The following is an 18,425-nucleotide window of genomic DNA, read 5'->3' on the forward strand; positions in this document are numbered from 1 at the left end:
CTGACCCCTTATACGGCCATCAGGTCTTTTTCTTTTTCGTCCGTGGCCTTGGTGATCTGGGCCTCGAATTCCTTGGTCAGCTTATCGATGTCAGCAGTGCCACGACGCTCTTCGGCTTCGCTGATTTCTTTGTCCTTGACCAGCTTCTTGAGGTCACCCAGTGCATCGCGGCGAATATTGCGCACCGCAACGCGAGCGTCCTCAGCTGCGCTACGCGCCTGCTTGGTGAAGCCCTTGCGAGTTTCTTCGGTCAGCGCCGGCATGGAGATCAGCAGCATTTCGCCGAGATTGGTCGGGTTGAGATTCAGACCCGCACTCTGGATGGCCTTGTCGACCGCGCCAAGCATGTTGCGCTCGAACGCGACGACCTGCAGGGTGCGCGAGTCTTTAACCGTGATGTTGGCTACCTGGGTAATGGAAGTGTCCGCGCCGTAGTACGGCACCATCACGCTGCCCAGAATGCTGGGGTGGGCCTTACCGGTACGAATCTGACCGAACGCATGGTTCAGGGATTCGATGGATTTCTGCATGCGCTCTTGAGCGTCTTTCTTGATTTCATTGATCATTGTGCACCTTCCTCGATCAAAGTTCCTTCAGCCCCGCCATGCACGATATTCAGCAGTGCACCGGGCTTGTTCATATTAAAGACACGCAGCGGCATCTTGTGATCACGGCACAGGCAGATGGCCGTCAGATCCATTACGCCCAGCTTGCGATCCAGCACTTCATCGTAAGTCAGATGATCGAACTTCTCGGCATGCGGGTCCTTGAATGGATCGGCAGTGTACACACCATCGACCTTGGTTGCCTTCAGTACGACGTCGGCGTCGATTTCAATCGCACGCAAGCAGGCAGCCGAATCAGTGGTGAAGAACGGATTGCCAGTACCCGCCGCAAAAATCACGACTTCTTTGGCATTCAAGTGACGCATGGCCTTGCGACGATCATAGTGGTCGGTCACACCCACCATGGAGATTGCCGACATCACGATGGCCGAGATATTGGCACGCTCGAGCGCGTCACGCATTGCCAGGGCATTCATCACAGTGGCCAGCATGCCCATGTGATCACCCGTGACCCGATCCATGCCGGCCGCACTCAAGGCAGCGCCGCGGAACAGGTTGCCACCGCCGATGACCAGACCGACCTGGACACCGATTCCAACCAGCTGACCTACTTCAAGCGCCATGCGATCCAGCACTTTCGGGTCAATGCCGAACTCTTCCGACCCCATCAGGGCCTCGCCGCTAAGCTTGAGTAGAATGCGTTTATAGCGAGCTTGATATCCACTGCCCTGCTGAGCCATTGCGAATCTCTCCTGCGGCGTTTAAAAAAAATCTTGTGAGCTACGAGCTGCTTTCAGCCTGCGCTAACTCTAGGCTACTCGCTCCGGGAATTGCAGCCTTGCGAGCCACATCCGGAAAAAACAAATTCCTCCTGCCGCTTTGACAAAGAGGCTGCGCGCGTGAGCGGGCAGCCTCTTTGGGGCGACAGTCGGAGAACCGTCTTATTGCTTGCTTGCAGCCACTTGAGCAGCGACTTCTTCAGCGAAGTTGTCGACTGGCTTCTCGATGCCTTCGCCTACTTTGAAGTAGGTGAACGAAACGATTTCAGCGCCGGCTTTCTTGGCCAGTTCACCGACCTTGATTTCCGGGTTCTTGACGAACGCTTGCTCTACCAGGCTGGCTTCAGCCAGGAACTTGGTGATGCGGCCTTGAACCATCTTCTCGGCGATTTCGGCAGGCTTGCCTTTGATCTTGTCTTCGTTCAGTTGCAGGAAGACATTCTTCTCGCGCTCGATCGCTTCGGCCGAAACGTCGGAAGGCAGCAGGAACTCGGGGTTGCTGGCAGCAACGTGCATGGCGATGTCTTTGGCCAGTTCAGCGTCGCCGCCTTTCAGAGCCACAACAACGCCAATCTTGTTGCCGTGCAGGTAAGAACCCAGCACGTCGCCTTCAACACGCGCCAGACGACGGATGTTGACGTTTTCGCCTACTTTGGCAACCAGCGCGGTACGCTCGGTTTCCTGAGCTTCGATCAACTGCTCAACAGTGACGTCCTGCTGATCGAAAGCTTTTTCGACGCTGGAAGCGACGAAGTTCTTGAAGTCGTCCTGCAGAGCCAGGAAGTCGGTCTGGGAGTTGACTTCGATCAGGACAGCGCGCTTGCCGTTGTCCTTGATTGCGATGGCGCCTTCAGCAGCAATGTTGCCTGCTTTCTTGGCTGCCTTGATTGCGCCCGAAGCACGCATATCGTCGATTGCTTTTTCGATGTCGCCGCCAGCCTTGGTCAAGGCCTTTTTGCAGTCCATCATGCCTTCGCCGGTACGCTCGCGCAGTTCTTTGACCAACGCTGCAGTAATCTCTGCCATTTTCAAAATCCTCTTGGATAGGTCTTCAACCATTCCACCCGCCGGGCGGGCGTTCAAATTCTTGAAAATCCATGGTGACCGCTGCACATGACAATAAGATCGATGGCAACGCCAGATGGTTTTCGAGGTGGCAAAAAGGGGGCCAAGCCCCCTTTTTGCGTACTGAGTAAACGCTAGGCGTTTGCTACTCAGCCTTCAACCGATGCCGCTGGAGCTTCTTCAACGTAAACGTCGGTGCCGCCAGCAACATTGTTGCGACCACGGATAACAGCGTCAGCCATCGAACCCATGTACAGCTGGATGGCGCGAATGGCGTCATCGTTACCTGGGATAATGTAGTCAACGCCTTCCGGGCTGCTGTTGGTATCGACAACGCCGATGACCGGGATACCCAGCTTGTTGGCTTCGGTGATCGCGATGCGCTCGTGATCAACGTCGATAACGAACAGCGCGTCTGGCAGACCGCCCATGTCCTTGATACCACCCAGGCTACGATCCAGCTTTTCCAGATCGCGAGAACGCATCAGCGCCTCTTTCTTGGTCAGCTTGGAGAAAGTANAGCACGGATGGTTTTGAAGTTGGTCAGCATGCCGCCCAACCAGCGGTGATCGACGTACGGCGAACCGCAACGTGCTGCTTCTTCAGCAACGATCTTGCCAGCGGAACGCTTGGTGCCGACGAACAGAATCTTGTTTTTGCCCTGAGCCAGGCGCTCAACGAAAGTCAGAGCTTCGTTGAACATAGGCAGGGTTTTTTCAAGGTTGATGATGTGGATCTTGTTACGCGCGCCGAAAATGTACTTGCCCATTTTCGGATTCCAGTAACGGGTTTGGTGACCGAAGTGCACACCGGCCTTCAGCATATCGCGCATGTTGACTTGGGACATGATAGTTCCTTGATAAGTCGGGTTAGGCCTCCACGTATCCCAATGACCAACCAACGGCTTGAGCCGAGGGCACCCAGGTCATCGTGTCGACACGTGTGTGGGTTAGTGCTTGCGGGGCATACCCCGTAAAGCGGCGCATTTTATATCACAAAAGTCGGAATAACGGAACCCGGAATAAGATCCTGTTTTTTCGAGGCTTTTACGACCTAGGCGCGACCTGGCCGCGTAGCCTGCCAGCTTCTGTATGAGGACGCGATGATAACCGGCCCGGCGGTGGTCTGGTAGAATCGCGTTTTTTCCGTGTTTAGCTGCGGCCCGACCGCGCCGAGAGAGCCTTGTATGACCGTTACCATCAAAACCCCTGAAGACATCGAGAAGATGCGTATCGCCGGCCGCCTGGCCGCCGAGGTACTGGAGATGATCGGGGCGTACGTCAAGCCTGGCGTCACCACCGATGAGCTGGACCGTATCTGCCATGACTACATCGTCAACGAGCAGAAAGCCATTCCGGCTCCGTTGAATTACAAGGGTTTCCCGAAATCGATCTGCACGTCGATCAATCATGTCGTCTGCCACGGCATCCCGAACGAGAAGCCCCTGAAGGAAGGCGACGTGCTGAACATCGACGTCACCGTGATCAAGGACGGTTACCACGGCGACACCAGCAAGATGTTCCACGTAGGCAAAGTGCCAGAGTGGGCAGAACGGCTGTCGAAGATCACTCAGGAGTGCATGTATAAAGGCATCGAAATCGTCAAGCCGGGCGCGCATCTGGGTGATATCGGTGAAGTGATCCAGAAGCACGCCGAGAAAAACGGCTTTTCCGTCGTTCGCGAATACTGCGGCCACGGCATCGGCAAGGTGTTTCACGAAGAACCCCAGGTCCTTCACTATGGCAAGGCCGGCACCGGCATGATGCTCACGGAAGGCATGACCTTCACCATTGAACCGATGATCAATCAGGGCAAGGCCGACACCCGCCTGCTCGGCGACGGCTGGACAGCCATCACCAAGGATCGCAAGCTGTCGGCACAGTGGGAGCACACCATCCTGGTGACCGCCTCAGGCTACGAGATCTTCACCCTGCGCAGCGACGATACCATCGCCCGCACCTCGGCCTGATCGCGACGCAGCCATTTACCCGGCCGATATAGATAGAAGGAAAGCAGTTCGATGCCGCAGGTGGACCCAGATTTGTTTGATCGCGGCCAGTTCCAGGCCGAACTGGCCTTGAAGGCGAGCCCCATCGCCGCCTTCAAGAAAGCCATCCGTCAGGCCCGAGAGGTGCTTGACGAGCGTTTCAAGTCGGGTCGCGAAATTCGTCGCCTGATCGAGGACCGCGCCTGGTTCGTCGACAACATCCTGCAACAGGCCTGGGAGCAGTTCGACTGGAGCGAAGACGCTGACATCGCACTGCTGGCGGTGGGCGGGTACGGTCGCGGCGAGCTTCACCCCTATTCGGACATCGACCTGCTGATCTTGCTGGACAGCGCCGACCATGAAGTTTTCCGCGATTCCATCGAACGCTTTCTGACCCTGCTGTGGGACATCGGCCTGGAAGTCGGTCAGAGCGTGCGCTCGGTAGATGAATGCGCCACCGAAGCGCGCGCGGACCTGACGGTCATCACCAACCTGATGGAAAGCCGCACGATTGCGGGCCCCGAGCACCTGCGTCAACGCATGCTCGACGTGACCAGCACCCGTGAAATGTGGCCGAGCAAGGAGTTCTTCCTCGCCAAACGCGCCGAGCAGCACACCCGTCACCACAAGTATTTCGACCATGAATACAATCTTGAGCCTAACGTCAAAGGCTCACCGGGCGGACTGCGTGATATCCAGACGATTCTCTGGGTCGCACGCCGCCAATACGGCACCCTGAACTTGCACGCTCTGGCCGATCAAGGTTTCTTGCTGGAAAGCGAAAACGCGCTGCTGGCCTCCTCTCAGGAGTTTTTGTGGAAGGTACGTTATGCCCTTCACATGCTCGCCGGCCGCTCCGAAGACCGTTTGCTGTTCGACTACCAGACCAGCATCGCCCGCCTGCTGGGTTATCAGGACAGCGACGCCAAACTGGCCATAGAACGCTTCATGCAGAAGTACTATCGCGTGGTCATGAGCATCGCCCAACTGAGCGATCTGATCATTCAACACTTCGAGGAAGAGATTCTCGCCGACGATCAAGGCAGCGTCACTGAAGCGATAAACTCGCGCTTCCAGCTGCATGACGGTTACATCGAAGCGACCAACCCGAATGTCTTCAAGCGCACGCCCTTCGCGATGCTGGAGATCTTCGTGCTGATGGCGCAACGACCGGAAATCAAGGGTGTGCGCGCTGACACCATTCGTCTGCTGCGTGAGCATCGGCACCTGATCAACGACGATTTCCGCAACGATATCCGCAACACCAGTCTGTTCATCGAGCTGTTCAAATGCGAGATCGGCATCCATCGCAATCTACGGCGAATGAACCGATACGGCATTCTCGGCCTGTACCTCCCTGAGTTCGGGCATATTGTCGGTCAGATGCAGCATGACTTGTTCCACATCTATACCGTCGATGCCCACACGCTGAACCTGATCAAACATCTGCGTAAGCTTCAGTACACTCAGGTGTCGGAGAAATTCCCGCTCGCCAGCAAGCTCATGGCAAAGCTGCCCAAGCCCGAACTGATTTATCTGGCCGGCCTGTACCACGACATCGGCAAGGGTCGTGGCGGCGATCACTCGGAGCTGGGTGCCGTCGACGCCGAAGCGTTCGGTATTCGCCATCACCTGCCCCATTGGGATACCCAACTGATCGTCTGGCTGGTACAGAACCACCTGGTGATGTCCACCACCGCTCAGCGCAAGGATCTTTCCGATCCACAGGTGATCCATGATTTCGCCCAGTTCGTTGGCGATGAAGTGCACCTGGATTACCTCTACGTGCTGACCATCGCCGATATCAACGCCACCAACCCGACGCTCTGGAATTCATGGCGTGCGAGCCTGTTGCGTCAGCTCTACACCGAGACCAAGCGCGCGCTCAAACGCGGTCTGGAGAACCCGGTCGATCGCGAAGAGCAGATTCGCCGCACGCAAAGCGCCGCGCTGGATATTCTGGTGCGCAGCGGCACGGACCCGGACGACGTAGAGCAGCTGTGGTCGCAGCTGGGAGACGACTATTTCTTGCGCCATACCGCTGGCGATGTGGCTTGGCACAGCGATGCGATCCTGCAGCAACCGGCTGATGGCGGCCCGTTGGTATTGATCAAGGAAACGACGCAGCGCGAATTCGAAGGCGGCACTCAGATCTTCATTTATGCGCCCGATCAGCATGATTTCTTCGCCGTGACCGTTGCCGCGATGGACCAGTTGAACCTGAACATTCATGACGCTCGAGTCATCACCTCCACCAGCCAGTTCACCCTCGACACCTATATCGTGCTCGACAGCGACGGCGGTTCGATCGGTGAGAATCCCGAACGGATCAAAGCCATTCGCGATGGCCTGACCGAAGCGTTGCGCAACCCTGATGACTACCCGACCATCATCAAGCGTCGCGTACCGCGCCAGCTCAAGCACTTTGCCTTTGCGCCGGTGGTGACGATTTCCAACGATGCGCAACGTCCAGTGACCGTGCTCGAACTGAGCGCTCCGGACCGCCCCGGCCTGCTGGCACGCGTCGGCAAGATCTTTCTGGAGTTCGACCTTTCGTTGCAGAACGCCAAGATTGCGACCCTCGGCGAGCGCGTGGAAGACGTGTTCTTCCTGACCGACGAGAACAACCAGCCGCTTTCCGACCCGCAACTGTGCAGCCGTCTGCAGGACGCGATCGTGCAGCAGCTCAGCGTCAACGTAGAACCCGGCAGCGAGCTGCGCATCAGCATTTAAACGTTCCAGATCCCCGACTGAAGACTCGATAAACGGCGCCATCCCTATCCGAAGGCGCCCCGCTCTCTGAGACCGATTGCCCATGAACAACGCTTTGCAACAGCTGCAGCCTTACCCGTTCGAAAAACTTCGCGCCCTGCTCGGCGATGTCACACCAAACCCGGACAAACGGCCGATTGCCCTGTCCATCGGCGAGCCGAAGCACAAGTCGCCTGACTTCGTGGCCAAAGCGCTGGCGGACAACCTCGATCAGATGGCGGTCTATCCGACTACGGCAGGCATACCTGCGCTACGCGAAGCCATCGCCCACTGGTGCGAACGCCGTTTCAGTGTCCCCCAAGGCTGGCTGGATCCGAACAAAAACGTGCTGCCGGTCAACGGCACCCGCGAAGCACTGTTCGCCTTCACCCAGACCGTGGTCAATCGCAGCGATGACGGCCTGGTCATCAGCCCGAACCCGTTCTACCAGATCTACGAAGGTGCGGCGTTCCTGGCCGGTGCCAAGCCTCATTATCTGCCCTGCCTGGCGGAACATGGCTTCAATCCGGACTTCGATGCGGTCCCGGCTGATATCTGGAAGCGTTGTCAGATCCTGTTCCTGTGCTCACCCGGCAATCCGACCGGCGCACTGATTCCGGTCAAAACACTCAAGAAGCTCATCGCGCTGGCTGACGAACATGACTTTGTGATCGCCGCCGACGAGTGTTACAGCGAGCTGTACTTCGACGAAGACACGCCACCACCAGGCCTGCTCAGCGCCTGCGCCGAACTGGGTCGCCAGGACTTCAAACGCTGTGTGGTCTTCCACAGCCTGTCCAAGCGCTCGAACCTGCCAGGCTTGCGTTCCGGCTTCGTTGCTGGCGACGCGGAGATCCTCAAAGCGTTCCTGCTGTACCGCACCTACCACGGTTGCGCGATGCCGGTTCAGACACAGCTGGCCAGTATCGCTGCGTGGAATGACGAGGCGCATGTCCGCGCCAACCGCGACCTGTACCGCGAGAAATTCGAAGCAGTCCTGAACATCCTTTCGCCGGTGATGGACGTACAGAGCCCCGACGGCGGTTTCTACCTGTGGCCGAATGTCGGCTGCGACGATGCGAAATTCTGCCGCGACCTGTTCGTTGCCGAGCACGTGACTGTAGTTCCGGGTTCGTACCTGTCCCGGGACGTCGAGGGGTTCAACCCTGGAGCAGGCCGTGTGCGCATGGCACTGGTCGCACCGCTGGCCGAGTGCATAGAAGCGGCAAAGCGAATTCGAGGGTTCGTGGAAAACCGCTGAAGCGACCGGAAAATCCGTCAGGAAAATATTTATGCACCACCTGCCTGACGGACAGCTCGCATAACCTTTCGTGAACTCAAGGATCGCCTGTTACCCAGGCACGACCTTTTCACGAAAGGATACCGACATTGAAAACCGCGCTTCACCTCTGCAATGCCAGTCACCACCCTGATCTGCAAGCCGCGTTTAACGTGGCAGTCAAGGAAAACCCGGCCAACGCGGCAATAACCCCCAGCTACCTGACAGACCATCAGGAGCCCCCCGACCGCACTGCACGCATCGTAGCCTCGTTCACCTAATACTGGGCGCGTGGCAGAACATTGAGGATCCGTTTTCTAAGCCCAACACCTGCCCATCTGCAGCAGATCTTCTTCGACGCTGCCTCAGGCTGGCTCCCCCATGCCAACCTGAAGTTCGAACTGGTGACTACGGGCGATGCCGAGATCAGGATCACGCTCAACCAGAACCTCCACTGGAGCGCGGTCGGCACCGACATCCTGCTGGCGTACCACCGTCAGGACCTGCCCACGATGGGGTTCGACCTGACCCGCCTGATCGATACCCAGAAGCTGATCAAGCAGCAAGGGCGGTCATTTGCAATGTTCGACATCCGCCCCTTTCTGGCCCCGGACTTCGAACGCATTGTTCTGCACGAATTCGGTCATGCATTGGGGGCCGAACACGAACACCAGCACCCGAATGCCAACATTCCGTGGAACGAACAAAAGGTATTGAAGGAATACGCGGCCAGCGGACATAGCGAGGCCTTCGTGCGCAAGAACATTCTGGACCGTTATGAGGCTGCGGATTTCTCGTATACCGAGTACGACCCCGAGTCCGTGATGCATTACAACGTGCCCCAGAAACTCACGGTCGGCGACTTCAGGATAGACAACACCGGCAAGACCCTCAGCGCCAGGGACAAGGCGTTCATGAGTACTATTTATGGAGAACGCCCGAACTCACGCGGGCCATTAACGTTGGCGATTGGGGGGTCGGCTGGAACTCCCAACTGAGCCAAGGCAATAAAGAGACGATTCGCCAGATTTATCCCAGGGCTCACACCAATCCGACTGAAAGCTCTGGCAATTGAACCCTTCACTTCGACGGGGCCAGATTGGCCTCGTTGAGGTCAAGTTCTGCCAGCACGATTCTCAGCACGTCATCGCCAATTTCGCCATGACGGTGCAGTCGGTACAGCTCCAGCCGCTGTGCGCGCAGGGCATTGATGCGCATGCGCTTTTCAAGCTGGTCCATCTGGAACGCAAGCGCCTGCGCTTCGGCGGTATCGTTGAATATCTCCAGACGGTGGCGGTACTCGGACATGATGTGCGACTTCACCTCCGTCGCCAGCACGGCCTGGGCCGCATCGGTCGAGCCGGCAGCGCCCGGGATTTCCTGATTTTCCAGCGTCTGGATCGCGGCCTCGGCGGTGCGCTTCCAGGCGTCTCGCACTTCGCGCTTGAGCCGCAGATCCGGCTCGCTGACCAGCCCCCGCAACAACAGAGGCAGACAGACACTGGCCGATACGAGTGACAGCAGAATCACTCCGGCGGCAATGAAAATCAGCAGGTCACGCTCGGGAAAGTCGACGCCAGCGGAAATCAGCATCGGCACCGACAAGGTACCGGCCAGCGTCACCGCACCGCGCACGCCGCCAATGGTCAGTAGCAGCGAAGAACGCGACGACAATGCCAGCGTATCGTCGCCATGACCTCGCCAGCGCCGGACTTGCATCATCAAGCCCCCGACGCTGCGGACCCAGACGTAGCGCAGCACGGCCAGCACCACAAAAATTGCCAACACGTCGAGGCACCGCCAGAGCAACGTCGGCCAGAGCGTCACCTCGTGATGAGTGACGGCACTGATGATGTCTGGCAACTGGAGGCCCAGCAGCAGGAAGATCAAGCCATTGAAGGCAAATTCCAGCAGCGTCCAGACACTGCGATTGAGCAACCGGGTACTGGTCTGGCGCGGCAGAAGATCCACCCAGCTCTGCATCATCCCCGCCGCCACCGCTGACAGGATGCCGGACACCTCAAGCCTTTCGGCAAGCACATAAGCGGCGAAGGGCAGCAGCAACATGAACACCACATGAGTGGCAGGATCGTCCCAGCCACGGGTAATCATCCAGCTGCGAAAGCGCCCTACCAGCCAGCTCAGAATCACGCCCACGGCCAGACCGCCACAGGCAACCAGGATGAACGTCAGGCTCGCATCGGTAAGCGAGAACACCCCCGTTATCGCCGCAGCCAGAGCGAATTTGAACGTGACCAGGCCCGAAGCGTCATTCATCAACGCTTCGCCCTGCAGCAGTCGCATGATTGGCGCTGGCAGACGGTCCTGAGCGATGGCAGATACAGCAACGGCGTCCGTCGGAGAAAGAACAGCCGCCAGGGCGAACGCGACGGGCAACGGAATAGAAGGCAATAACCAGTGAATGAAATAACCGGCGCCGATCACCGTGAAAATCACCAGCCCGACAGCCATGGTCAGAATTGGCCCGCGATAGCGCCAGAAATCACGCTTGGGCATGCGCCAACCGTCGGAGAACAAGAGCGGAGGAAGAAACAGGAAAAGGAACAGTTCGGGGTCCAGCGCGACATGCAGTCCCAGCGTCGGCACGGCCAGCAACGCCCCTGCGGCAATCTGCACCAAGGGCAAAGGCAACGGGATGACTCGGGCCAGCAATCGGGAGACACCTACCAGCGTCAACAAGATAAGGACGGTATAGGCTGTCTGCATTGCGTAATTCCCCGAACAAACGACGTGTGACTGACACTTGGGAGCAGACCCGCATGCAGCGTCGAAGTGCCATATTAGCGGTTTAAGCTAGCGACCGGTCGTCATACATACGTCTTAGCCACTGCAATTGATACGTTGGACATTTTACAAAACACCCTCGGCCCGCGCCCAAGCAGTTTGTACGTGGCATAATCCGTCACCGTTTTTCTACGCATCTCCAAAAGGAGGCAAGCTCATGGCAGATAAAAAGTTGCACCTTTACGGGATCAAAGCCTGTGACACGATGAAGAAGGCTCGCACCTGGCTCGACGAGAAACCGGTGAGCTACGATTTCCATGACTATAAAACCCAGGGCATCGACCGCGAACACTTGACCCAGTGGTGCAACGAGCACGGCTGGCAGACCGTATTGAATCGCGCCGGCACGACCTTTCGCAAACTGGACGAATCGCAGAAAGCCGATCTCGACCAGGATAAAGCGATCGAATTGATGCTCGCCCAGCCATCGATGATCAAGCGCCCCGTGCTGGATCTCGGCGACAAGACCCTGATTGGCTTCAAACCCGAACTGTACGCAGCAGCTATCGCCTGATTGAGATAGCCATTTAAAGTTTAAAGAGGTAACAGCATGTCCACTTCTCTCTTCAGCCTGGCCTTCGGCGTTGGCACTCAAAACCGTCAAGGCACCTGGCTGGAAGTTTTCTACGCCCTGCCCCTGCTCAACCCGTCGGCTGAAATCGTCGCAGCCGTCGCGCCAATCCTGGGCTATACCGGTGGCAACCAGGCCATCGCTTTCAACACCGATCTGGCGTCGAAGCTGGCCGAAGCGCTGAAACCGGTCGACGCCACACAAGCTGCGCTGCTGACCCGTCTGGCCGAGAGCCACAAGCCGCTGGTCGCCACCGTACTGGCCGAAGACGCCGCCCTGACTTCCACGCCTGAGGCGTACCTCAAGCTGCACCTGCTGTCTCATCGCCTGGTCAAGCCACACGGCCTGAGCCTGGCCGGTGTGTTCCCGCTCCTGCCGAACGTGGCCTGGACCAGCCAGGGCGCGATCGACCTCGGTGAACTGGCCGAGCGCCAGCTGGAAGCCCGCCTCAAAGGTGAGCTGCTGGAAGTGTTCTCGGTAGACAAATTCCCGAAAATGACCGACTACGTTGTGCCGGCCGGCGTGCGTATCGCCGACACCGCTCGCGTGCGTCTGGGCGCGTACATCGGCGAAGGCACCACGGTCATGCACGAAGGCTTCGTCAACTTCAACGGTGGCACCGAAGGCCCGGGCATGATCGAAGGCCGCGTATCGGCGGGTGTATTCGTCGGCAAGGGCTCCGACCTGGGCGGCGGCTGCTCGACCATGGGCACCCTGTCCGGTGGCGGAAACATCGTGATCAAGGTCGGCGAAGGCTGCCTGATTGGCGCGAACGCCGGTATCGGTATTCCGTTGGGCGACCGCAACACCGTCGAAGCGGGTCTGTACATCACAGCAGGCACCAAAGTGGCGCTGCTCGATGAGAAGAACGAGCTGGTCAAGGTCCTCAAGGCCCGTGATCTGGCTGGTCAGCCTGACCTGCTGTTCCGTCGCAACTCGCAAACCGGCGCCGTGGAATGCAAATCCCACAAGTCGGCCATCGAGCTGAACGAAGCGCTGCACGCTCACAATTGATCGATGCCGCGTAAGGATTCGGGCCCTCCAAAAGGCCCGAACCCTCTTCAAAGAGCCTGAATGTCATGTCCCTCAATTCTCCCTGGCGCGCTGACTTCCCTGCCCTCGACGCCCTTGAACGGCAAGGCCAGACCTATCTGGACAGCGCCGCCACCGCGCAAAAACCTCAAGCCCTGATCGACGCACTGGCGCATTACTACGCCAATGGTGCAGCCAACGTACATCGCGCCCAGCACTTGCCCGGCGCCATGGCCACGCAGGCGTTCGAGGACACTCGCCACAAGGCTGCCGAGTGGTTGCACGCAGGCCCATCCGGGCAAGTGCTGTTCACTCACGGCGCCACATCCGCATTCAATCTGCTGGCGTATGGCCTGGAGCATCTGTTTCAGGCGGGCGACGAGATCGTCATCAGTGCGCTGGAACACCACGCCAATCTGCTGCCTTGGCAACAACTGGCCCGACGCTGCGAGCTGAAACTGGTCGTACTGCCGCTGACTGCACAAGGCGTGATCGATACCGACGCAGCCGCCAACCTGATCACTTCGCGAACACGACTACTGGCGGTCAGTCAGTTGTCCAACGTGCTGGGTACCTGGCAACCGGTCAGGCAACTGGTTGCGCTGGCCAAAGCCCAAGGCGCGCTTACGGTCGTTGACGGCGCACAGGGCGTGGTCCATGGCCGCCACGATGTGCAGGCGTTGGGCTGCGATTTCTATGTGTTCTCCAGCCATAAGCTGTACGGCCCGGACGGTGTTGGCGTGTTGTTCGGTCGGCATCAGGCACTGGGACAATTGCGCCATTGGCAGTTCGGCGGCGAAATGGTGCTTCAGGCCGGTTATCACGATGCAACGTTTCGCCCTGCCCCGCTGGGTTTCGAGGCCGGAACGCCGCCTGTTTCCGGGGTCATCGGGCTGGGCGCGACGCTGGATTACCTGAACGGCGTCAACCAGGTCGCCGCCGCCGAACATGAAGCGCGGTTGCACGAGCAGCTGCGTGCCGGACTGACGCTACGCGAAGGCGTGCAACTGGTGGGCAATCCGCAGGCGGCGCTGGCCAGTTTCGTGGTCGAAGGTGTGCACAACGCAGATCTGGCGCACTTGCTGACCGAGCAAGGCATTGCCGTGCGCGCGGGCCATCATTGCGCGATTCCGCTGATCAGCGGACTGGGCTTGTCCGGTGCCATTCGCGTGTCACTGGGGCTGTATAACGACTCCGACGATCTGAAGCGTTTTTTCAACGCGCTGGATCAGGCATTGGAGTTGCTGCAGTGAACATGCCCGGTGATGCTCGCACCGCCCTGGAAACCTTCAACGCCTCGCTCAGTTGGGAACAGCGCGCACGCCTGCTGATGCAGTGGGGCGAACGTTTGCCGGCCATGACCGACGAAGAAAAAATCGATGATCACTTGGTGGATGGTTGCGAAAGCAAGGTCTGGTTGCTGGGCGATGTCATCGACGGGCATTGGCAGTTTCGAGCAGCCAGCGATGCGCGATTGATTCGCGGGTTGGTCGCGCTACTGCTGACGCGCGTCAACGGCCTGTCGGCGCAGGAGCTGCAACAGGTCGACCTGACGGACTGGTTCAAGCAATTGGGCTTGAGCCGCCAGCTGTCGCCGTCGCGCAGTAATGGTCTTAATGCCGTGCTGCAGAAGATGCGTGGTTTGGCAGACAGCTGAAATCCCTGTAGCAGTCCGGCGTGCCAGCGATAGGGATCCTGAATATGCCTCGCTGGCAAGCCGGACTGCTACAGAGTCAGCAAAGCCGAATCAGGGTTGAACGGATTCTTTTGCCTTGACCCTGTCCGACGGGCGTCGAACGCCAGCAACGATCTTCTCCACCGCCTTGGTGGCCGCAACCATGCCGAAGGTCGCAGTGACCATCATCACCGCGCCAAACCCGCCAGCGCAGTCAAGCTTCACGCCATCGCCGACAAAGCTCTTCTGCAGACAGATGCTGCCATCCGGTTTCGGGTAGCGCAGCTGTTCGGTGGAAAACACGCAGGGCACGCTGTAGTGACGTGTGACCGTCCGCGAAAAGCCGTAATCCCGGCGCAGGGTCGAGCGCACTTTCGAGGCCAGCGGGTCGTTGAACGTGCGGTTGAGGTCGCAGACCTGAATCAGGGTTGGGTCGATTTGCCCGCCCGCGCCGCCAGTGGTGATGATCTGGATCTTGCGACGCTTGCACCAGGCAATCAGCGCTGCTTTGGCGTTGACGCTGTCGATGCAGTCGAGCACGCAGTCGATGTTCGGGGTGATGTACTCGGCCATGGTTTCGCGAGTGACGAAATCGGCCACGGCATGCACGACACAATCCGGGTTGATTTCCCGCAGACGGTCGGCCATGACCTCGACCTTGGGACGACCGACGGTACTGGTCAGGGCATGCAGCTGGCGGTTGCTGTTGCTGACGCAGACGTCGTCCAGGTCGAACAGCGAGATCTCGCCCACGCCGCAGCGAGCCATGGCTTCGGCCGCCCACGAACCCACGCCGCCGATGCCAACCACCGCCACATGAGCGGCGCGCAACCGCTCCAGGCCTTCGACGCCGTACAGCCGGGCAACCCCAGCAAACCGCGGATCTTCTGTGCTCATGACCAATACCCCAAAAACCGGCGCGCATTATAGGCCGTGCTTGAGTTTGGGACAGCTGTTGGTTGCAGGTTTTTGGTCAGAAAATCAGGATGACGATCGCCTCTTGTGGGAGCCGGCTCGCTGGCGAAGGCGGTGTGTCAGGCGAATTTTTTGTAGCTGGTCGACCGCTTTCGCCAGCAAGCCGGCCCACAGGGGACGTTTGGTCTTATAGAAAATGGACAGCAACCGACTTTAACAGGCGAAGCGGACTACATTTTTCCAGCAATAGAACTTCAATCTTTGTCGGTTGCCAAAGGTCGTGCTGGCCGACGTCTGTCGGCCTCTCCCCCGTTCCCCTCTTGGAACCTGAAGTACCTATGCCATCGCGTAAATTTGGACTTAACCTGGTTGTCGTCGTGGCGATCGCCGCGCTGTTCACCGGTTTCTGGGCGCTGATCAACCGCCCGGTCACCGCCCCCAACTGGCCCGAACAAATCTCCGGTTTTTCCTACTCCCCTTTCCGTCTCGGCCAGAACCCGCAGAAGGATCAATATCCGTCCGACGATGAAATGCGTCAGGACCTGGAGCTGATGAGCAAAGAGACTGACAACATCCGCATCTATTCGGTGGACGGCAGCCTCAAGGACATCCCGAAACTGGCCGAGGAATTTGGCCTGCGCGTCACCCTCGGCATCTGGATCAGCCCGGACCTTGAGCGTAACGAACGTGAAATCAACACCGCCATCGAACTGGCGAACACCACGCGCAGCGTAGTCCGCGTGGTGGTGGGTAACGAAGCGCTGTTTCGCGAAGAAATCAAACCCAAGGACCTGATCGCCATCCTCGACCGAGTCCGCGCAGCGGTGAAAGTCCCCGTCACTACCTCCGAACAATGGCACATCTGGGAAAAGTATCCGGAGTTGGGCAAGCACGTCGACCTGATCGCCGCCCATATCCTGCCGTATTGGGAGCACATCCCGATGGAAAAGGCCGGGCAGTTCGTTTTCGACCGTGCGCGCGAGCTCAAGCGCATGTTTCCGAAAAAGCCCCTGCTGCTGTCGGAAGTCGGCTGGCCGAGCAATGGCCATATGCGCGGCGGTGCCGATGCGACCCCGGCCGATCAGGCCATTTACCTGCGCACCCTGGTCAACAAGCTGAACCGCCAAGGCTTCAACTACTTCGTGATCGAAGCCTTCGACCAACCGTGGAAGGCCAGCGACGAAGGCTCAGTGGGTGCTTACTGGGGCGTATTCAACGCGGCCCGGCAGCAGAAATTCAACTTTGAAGGCCCGGTCGTCGCGATCCCTCAATGGCGCGTGCTGGCCATCGGTTCCGCAGTATTGGCGATGCTGGCGCTGGCCCTGCTGCTGATCGACGGCTCAGCCCTGCGCCAGCGCGGTCGTACCTTTCTGACATTCATTGCTTTTCTTTGCGGGTCGGTACTGGTGTGGATCGGCTACGACTACAGTCAGCAATACAGCACCTGGTTCAGCCTGCTCGTAGGATGCTTGCTGGCACTTGGCGCATTCGGGGTTTTCATCGTACTGCTGACCGAAGCCCATGAGCTGGCCGAAGCAGTATGGACGCACAAGCGCCGTCGCGAATTCCTGCCGGTGGAAGCAGACACCGCCTACAGGCCAAAAGTATCGGTGCATGTGCCCTGCTACAACGAACCGCCCGAGATGGTCAAACAGACCCTCAACGCGCTGGCCGCACTGGATTACCCGGACTTCGAAGTGTTGCTGATCGACAACAACACCAAGGACCCTGCGGTCTGGGAACCGGTCAAGGCCCACTGCGAGCTGCTCGGCGAGCGCTTCAAGTTCTTCCACGTCGCGCCGCTGGCGGGCTTCAAGGGCGGTGCGCTGAACTACCTGATTCCCCACACCGCAGCCGACGCCGAGGTCATCGCCGTGATCGACTCGGACTACTGCGTCGACCGCAACTGGCTCAAGCACATGGTGCCGCACTTCGCCGATCCGAAAATCGCGGTGGTGCAATCTCCGCAGGATTACCGCGACCAACACGAAAGCGCGTTCAAGAAGCTGTGCTATTCCGAGTACAAAGGCTTTTTTTACATCGGCATGGTCACTCGCAACGACCGCGACGCGATCATTCAACACGGCACCATGACCATGACCCGCCGCTCGGTACTGGAGGAGCTGGGCTGGGCCGACTGGTGCATCTGTGAAGATGCCGAACTGGGCCTGCGCGTGTTCGAAAAGGGTTATTCGGCGGCGTACGCCCACAACAGCTACGGCAAGGGCCTGATGCCGGACACCTTCATCGACTTCAAGAAGCAGCGTTTCCGCTGGGCCTATGGCGCGATTCAGATCATCAAGCGTCATGCGGCCAGCCTGTTGCGCGGCAAGGACACTGAACTGACCCGTGGTCAGCGTTATCACTTTCTGGCGGGCTGGTTGCCGTGGGTGGCCGATGGCATGAATATCTTCTTCACCGTGGGTGCGTTGCTGTGGTCGTCGGCAATGATCATCGTGCCCAACCGGGTCGATCCGCCGCTGCTGATTTTCGCGATCCCGCCGCTGGCGCTGTTCTTCTTCAAGGTTGGCAAGATCATCTTTCTGTACCGTCGCGCCGTGGGCGTGAACCTCAAGGATGCGTTCTACGCCGCGCTCGCGGGGCTGGCGCTGTCGCACACCATCGCCAAGGCTGTGCTGTACGGTTTCTTCACCACCAGCATCCCGTTCTTCCGCACCCCGAAAAACGCCGACAGCCATGGCCTGCTGGTAGCGATTTCCGAGGCGCGTGAAGAGCTGTTCATCATGCTGTTGCTGTGGGGCGCGGCGTTGGGGATTTGCCTGGTCCAAGGCTTGCCGAGCAACGACATGCGCTTCTGGGTGACCATGTTGCTGGTGCAGTCGCTGCCCTATCTGGCCGCGCTGATCATGGCGTTTCTGTCGTCGCTGCCCAAACCCAAGGCGTCGACCGAGCCCGCCACGGCCTGAAACAATTGTGCGCTGTACTAAACGGCGGCCTTCGGGTCGCCGTTTTGCATTAGAATATCCCCCTTTTTTAGCC

General features: G+C 58.7%; 15 protein-coding genes and 2 pseudogenes. 10 read left to right on the top strand and 7 right to left on the bottom strand.

Going from position 1 to position 18,425, the window contains the following annotated elements:
• Window positions 1–8: 8 nt before the first annotated feature.
• The 5 genes and pseudogenes from frr to rpsB (D3M70_RS32965) all read right to left on the bottom strand — a co-directional run.
• Window positions 9–566 (bottom strand): ribosome recycling factor, encoded by a 558-nt coding sequence (gene frr, locus D3M70_RS09625; RefSeq protein WP_120125540.1) that lies wholly within the window; start codon window positions 564–566, stop codon window positions 9–11.
• Window positions 563–1,306, bottom strand: coding sequence for a UMP kinase (pyrH, locus tag D3M70_RS09630; protein ID WP_081565853.1), 744 nt, complete (start codon window positions 1,304–1,306; stop codon window positions 563–565). The genes frr and pyrH overlap by 4 nt, the downstream gene beginning before the upstream one ends.
• 201 nt (window positions 1,307–1,507) lie before the next feature.
• Entirely contained in the window at window positions 1,508–2,371 is an 864-nt protein-coding gene (tsf, locus tag D3M70_RS09635) for a translation elongation factor Ts (RefSeq protein ID WP_120125541.1), read from the bottom strand.
• Window positions 2,372–2,559: 188 nt separating this feature from the next.
• Window positions 2,560–2,929, bottom strand: a pseudogene (gene rpsB, locus D3M70_RS32960) (30S ribosomal protein S2); the annotation flags it as partial.
• 1 nt (window position 2,930) lies between these two features.
• Window positions 2,931–3,257 (bottom strand): annotated as a pseudogene (rpsB, locus tag D3M70_RS32965) (30S ribosomal protein S2); the annotation flags it as partial.
• A gap of 339 nt (window positions 3,258–3,596) precedes the next feature.
• On the opposite strand from rpsB (D3M70_RS32965), the gene map reads away from it, so the two are divergent.
• The 5 genes from map to D3M70_RS09660 all read left to right on the top strand — a co-directional run bounded on the left by map (window position 3,597) and on the right by D3M70_RS09660 (window position 9,425).
• The gene (map, locus tag D3M70_RS09645) at window positions 3,597–4,379 is read left to right on the top strand and encodes a type I methionyl aminopeptidase (RefSeq protein ID WP_120125542.1); all 783 of its coding nucleotides are present in this window, start codon (window positions 3,597–3,599) and stop codon (window positions 4,377–4,379) included.
• 51 nt (window positions 4,380–4,430) lie between these two features.
• Window positions 4,431–7,130 (top strand): [protein-PII] uridylyltransferase, encoded by a 2,700-nt coding sequence (locus D3M70_RS09650; RefSeq protein ID WP_120125543.1) that lies wholly within the window; start codon window positions 4,431–4,433, stop codon window positions 7,128–7,130.
• An 82-nt stretch (window positions 7,131–7,212) separates the two neighbouring features.
• On the top strand, window positions 7,213–8,409 hold the full coding sequence (gene dapC / locus D3M70_RS09655; protein WP_120125544.1) for a succinyldiaminopimelate transaminase: 1,197 nt from the start codon (window positions 7,213–7,215) through the stop codon (window positions 8,407–8,409).
• Window positions 8,410–8,537: 128 nt separating this feature from the next.
• A complete protein-coding gene (locus tag D3M70_RS32970) occupies window positions 8,538–8,708 on the top strand; it encodes a hypothetical protein (protein ID WP_256659780.1) in 171 nt (56 codons plus the stop codon).
• 21 nt (window positions 8,709–8,729) lie between these two features.
• The gene (locus D3M70_RS09660) at window positions 8,730–9,425 is read left to right on the top strand and encodes a M12 family metallopeptidase (RefSeq protein WP_256659781.1); all 696 of its coding nucleotides are present in this window, start codon (window positions 8,730–8,732) and stop codon (window positions 9,423–9,425) included.
• A gap of 82 nt (window positions 9,426–9,507) precedes the next feature.
• Here the strand turns inward: D3M70_RS09660 and D3M70_RS09665 are convergent, their stop codons facing one another.
• Window positions 9,508–11,154 carry a Na+/H+ antiporter gene (locus D3M70_RS09665; protein WP_120125545.1) on the bottom strand — a complete coding sequence of 549 codons (1,647 nt, stop codon included), beginning with the start codon at window positions 11,152–11,154 and terminating at the stop codon, window positions 9,508–9,510.
• 235 nt (window positions 11,155–11,389) lie between these two features.
• On the opposite strand from D3M70_RS09665, the gene D3M70_RS09670 reads away from it, so the two are divergent.
• The 4 genes from D3M70_RS09670 (at window position 11,390) to D3M70_RS09685 (ending at window position 14,492) form a co-directional block, all read left to right on the top strand.
• The gene (locus tag D3M70_RS09670) at window positions 11,390–11,746 is read left to right on the top strand and encodes an ArsC family reductase (protein ID WP_256659782.1); all 357 of its coding nucleotides are present in this window, start codon (window positions 11,390–11,392) and stop codon (window positions 11,744–11,746) included.
• A gap of 36 nt (window positions 11,747–11,782) precedes the next feature.
• Window positions 11,783–12,817 (top strand): 2,3,4,5-tetrahydropyridine-2,6-dicarboxylate N-succinyltransferase, encoded by a 1,035-nt coding sequence (gene dapD, locus D3M70_RS09675; protein ID WP_120125547.1) that lies wholly within the window; start codon window positions 11,783–11,785, stop codon window positions 12,815–12,817.
• Window positions 12,818–12,882: 65 nt separating this feature from the next.
• Entirely contained in the window at window positions 12,883–14,088 is a 1,206-nt protein-coding gene (locus D3M70_RS09680; RefSeq protein WP_120125548.1) for an aminotransferase class V-fold PLP-dependent enzyme, read from the top strand.
• Between the two features lie 2 nt (window positions 14,089–14,090).
• The gene (locus D3M70_RS09685) at window positions 14,091–14,492 is read left to right on the top strand and encodes a SufE family protein (RefSeq protein ID WP_375232943.1); all 402 of its coding nucleotides are present in this window, start codon (window positions 14,091–14,093) and stop codon (window positions 14,490–14,492) included.
• A 90-nt stretch (window positions 14,493–14,582) separates the two neighbouring features.
• Here D3M70_RS09685 and tcdA read toward each other — a convergent pair whose 3' ends face one another.
• Window positions 14,583–15,407 (bottom strand): tRNA cyclic N6-threonylcarbamoyladenosine(37) synthase TcdA, encoded by an 825-nt coding sequence (tcdA, locus tag D3M70_RS09690; RefSeq protein WP_165869767.1) that lies wholly within the window; start codon window positions 15,405–15,407, stop codon window positions 14,583–14,585.
• A gap of 356 nt (window positions 15,408–15,763) precedes the next feature.
• Here tcdA and D3M70_RS09695 point away from each other — a divergent pair, with 356 nt between their 5' ends.
• Entirely contained in the window at window positions 15,764–18,352 is a 2,589-nt protein-coding gene (locus tag D3M70_RS09695) for a glycosyltransferase family 2 protein (RefSeq protein WP_120125551.1), read from the top strand.
• The last annotated feature ends 73 nt before the right edge of the window (window positions 18,353–18,425 follow it).

It is taken from the genome of Pseudomonas sp. LS-2 (assembly GCF_003605735.1).
Taxonomy (GTDB): domain Bacteria; phylum Pseudomonadota; class Gammaproteobacteria; order Pseudomonadales; family Pseudomonadaceae; genus Aquipseudomonas.

What these genes read in the sequence shown, in the direction of transcription:
- frr (WP_120125540.1), bottom strand. Translation starts at nt 566, where the DNA reads ATGATCAATGAAATCAAGAAAGACGCTCAAGAGCGCATGCAGAAATCC.
- pyrH (WP_081565853.1), bottom strand. Translation starts at nt 1,306, where the DNA reads ATGGCTCAGCAGGGCAGTGGATATCAAGCTCGCTATAAACGCATTCTA.
- tsf (WP_120125541.1), bottom strand. Translation starts at nt 2,371, where the DNA reads ATGGCAGAGATTACTGCAGCGTTGGTCAAAGAACTGCGCGAGCGTACC.
- map (WP_120125542.1), top strand. Translation starts at nt 3,597, where the DNA reads ATGACCGTTACCATCAAAACCCCTGAAGACATCGAGAAGATGCGTATC.
- D3M70_RS09650 (WP_120125543.1), top strand. Translation starts at nt 4,431, where the DNA reads ATGCCGCAGGTGGACCCAGATTTGTTTGATCGCGGCCAGTTCCAGGCC.
- dapC (WP_120125544.1), top strand. Translation starts at nt 7,213, where the DNA reads ATGAACAACGCTTTGCAACAGCTGCAGCCTTACCCGTTCGAAAAACTT.
- D3M70_RS09665 (WP_120125545.1), bottom strand. Translation starts at nt 11,154, where the DNA reads ATGCAGACAGCCTATACCGTCCTTATCTTGTTGACGCTGGTAGGTGTC.
- D3M70_RS09670 (WP_256659782.1), top strand. Translation starts at nt 11,390, where the DNA reads ATGGCAGATAAAAAGTTGCACCTTTACGGGATCAAAGCCTGTGACACG.
- dapD (WP_120125547.1), top strand. Translation starts at nt 11,783, where the DNA reads ATGTCCACTTCTCTCTTCAGCCTGGCCTTCGGCGTTGGCACTCAAAAC.
- D3M70_RS09680 (WP_120125548.1), top strand. Translation starts at nt 12,883, where the DNA reads ATGTCCCTCAATTCTCCCTGGCGCGCTGACTTCCCTGCCCTCGACGCC.
- D3M70_RS09685 (WP_375232943.1), top strand. Translation starts at nt 14,091, where the DNA reads ATGCCCGGTGATGCTCGCACCGCCCTGGAAACCTTCAACGCCTCGCTC.
- tcdA (WP_165869767.1), bottom strand. Translation starts at nt 15,407, where the DNA reads ATGAGCACAGAAGATCCGCGGTTTGCTGGGGTTGCCCGGCTGTACGGC.
- D3M70_RS09695 (WP_120125551.1), top strand. Translation starts at nt 15,764, where the DNA reads ATGCCATCGCGTAAATTTGGACTTAACCTGGTTGTCGTCGTGGCGATC.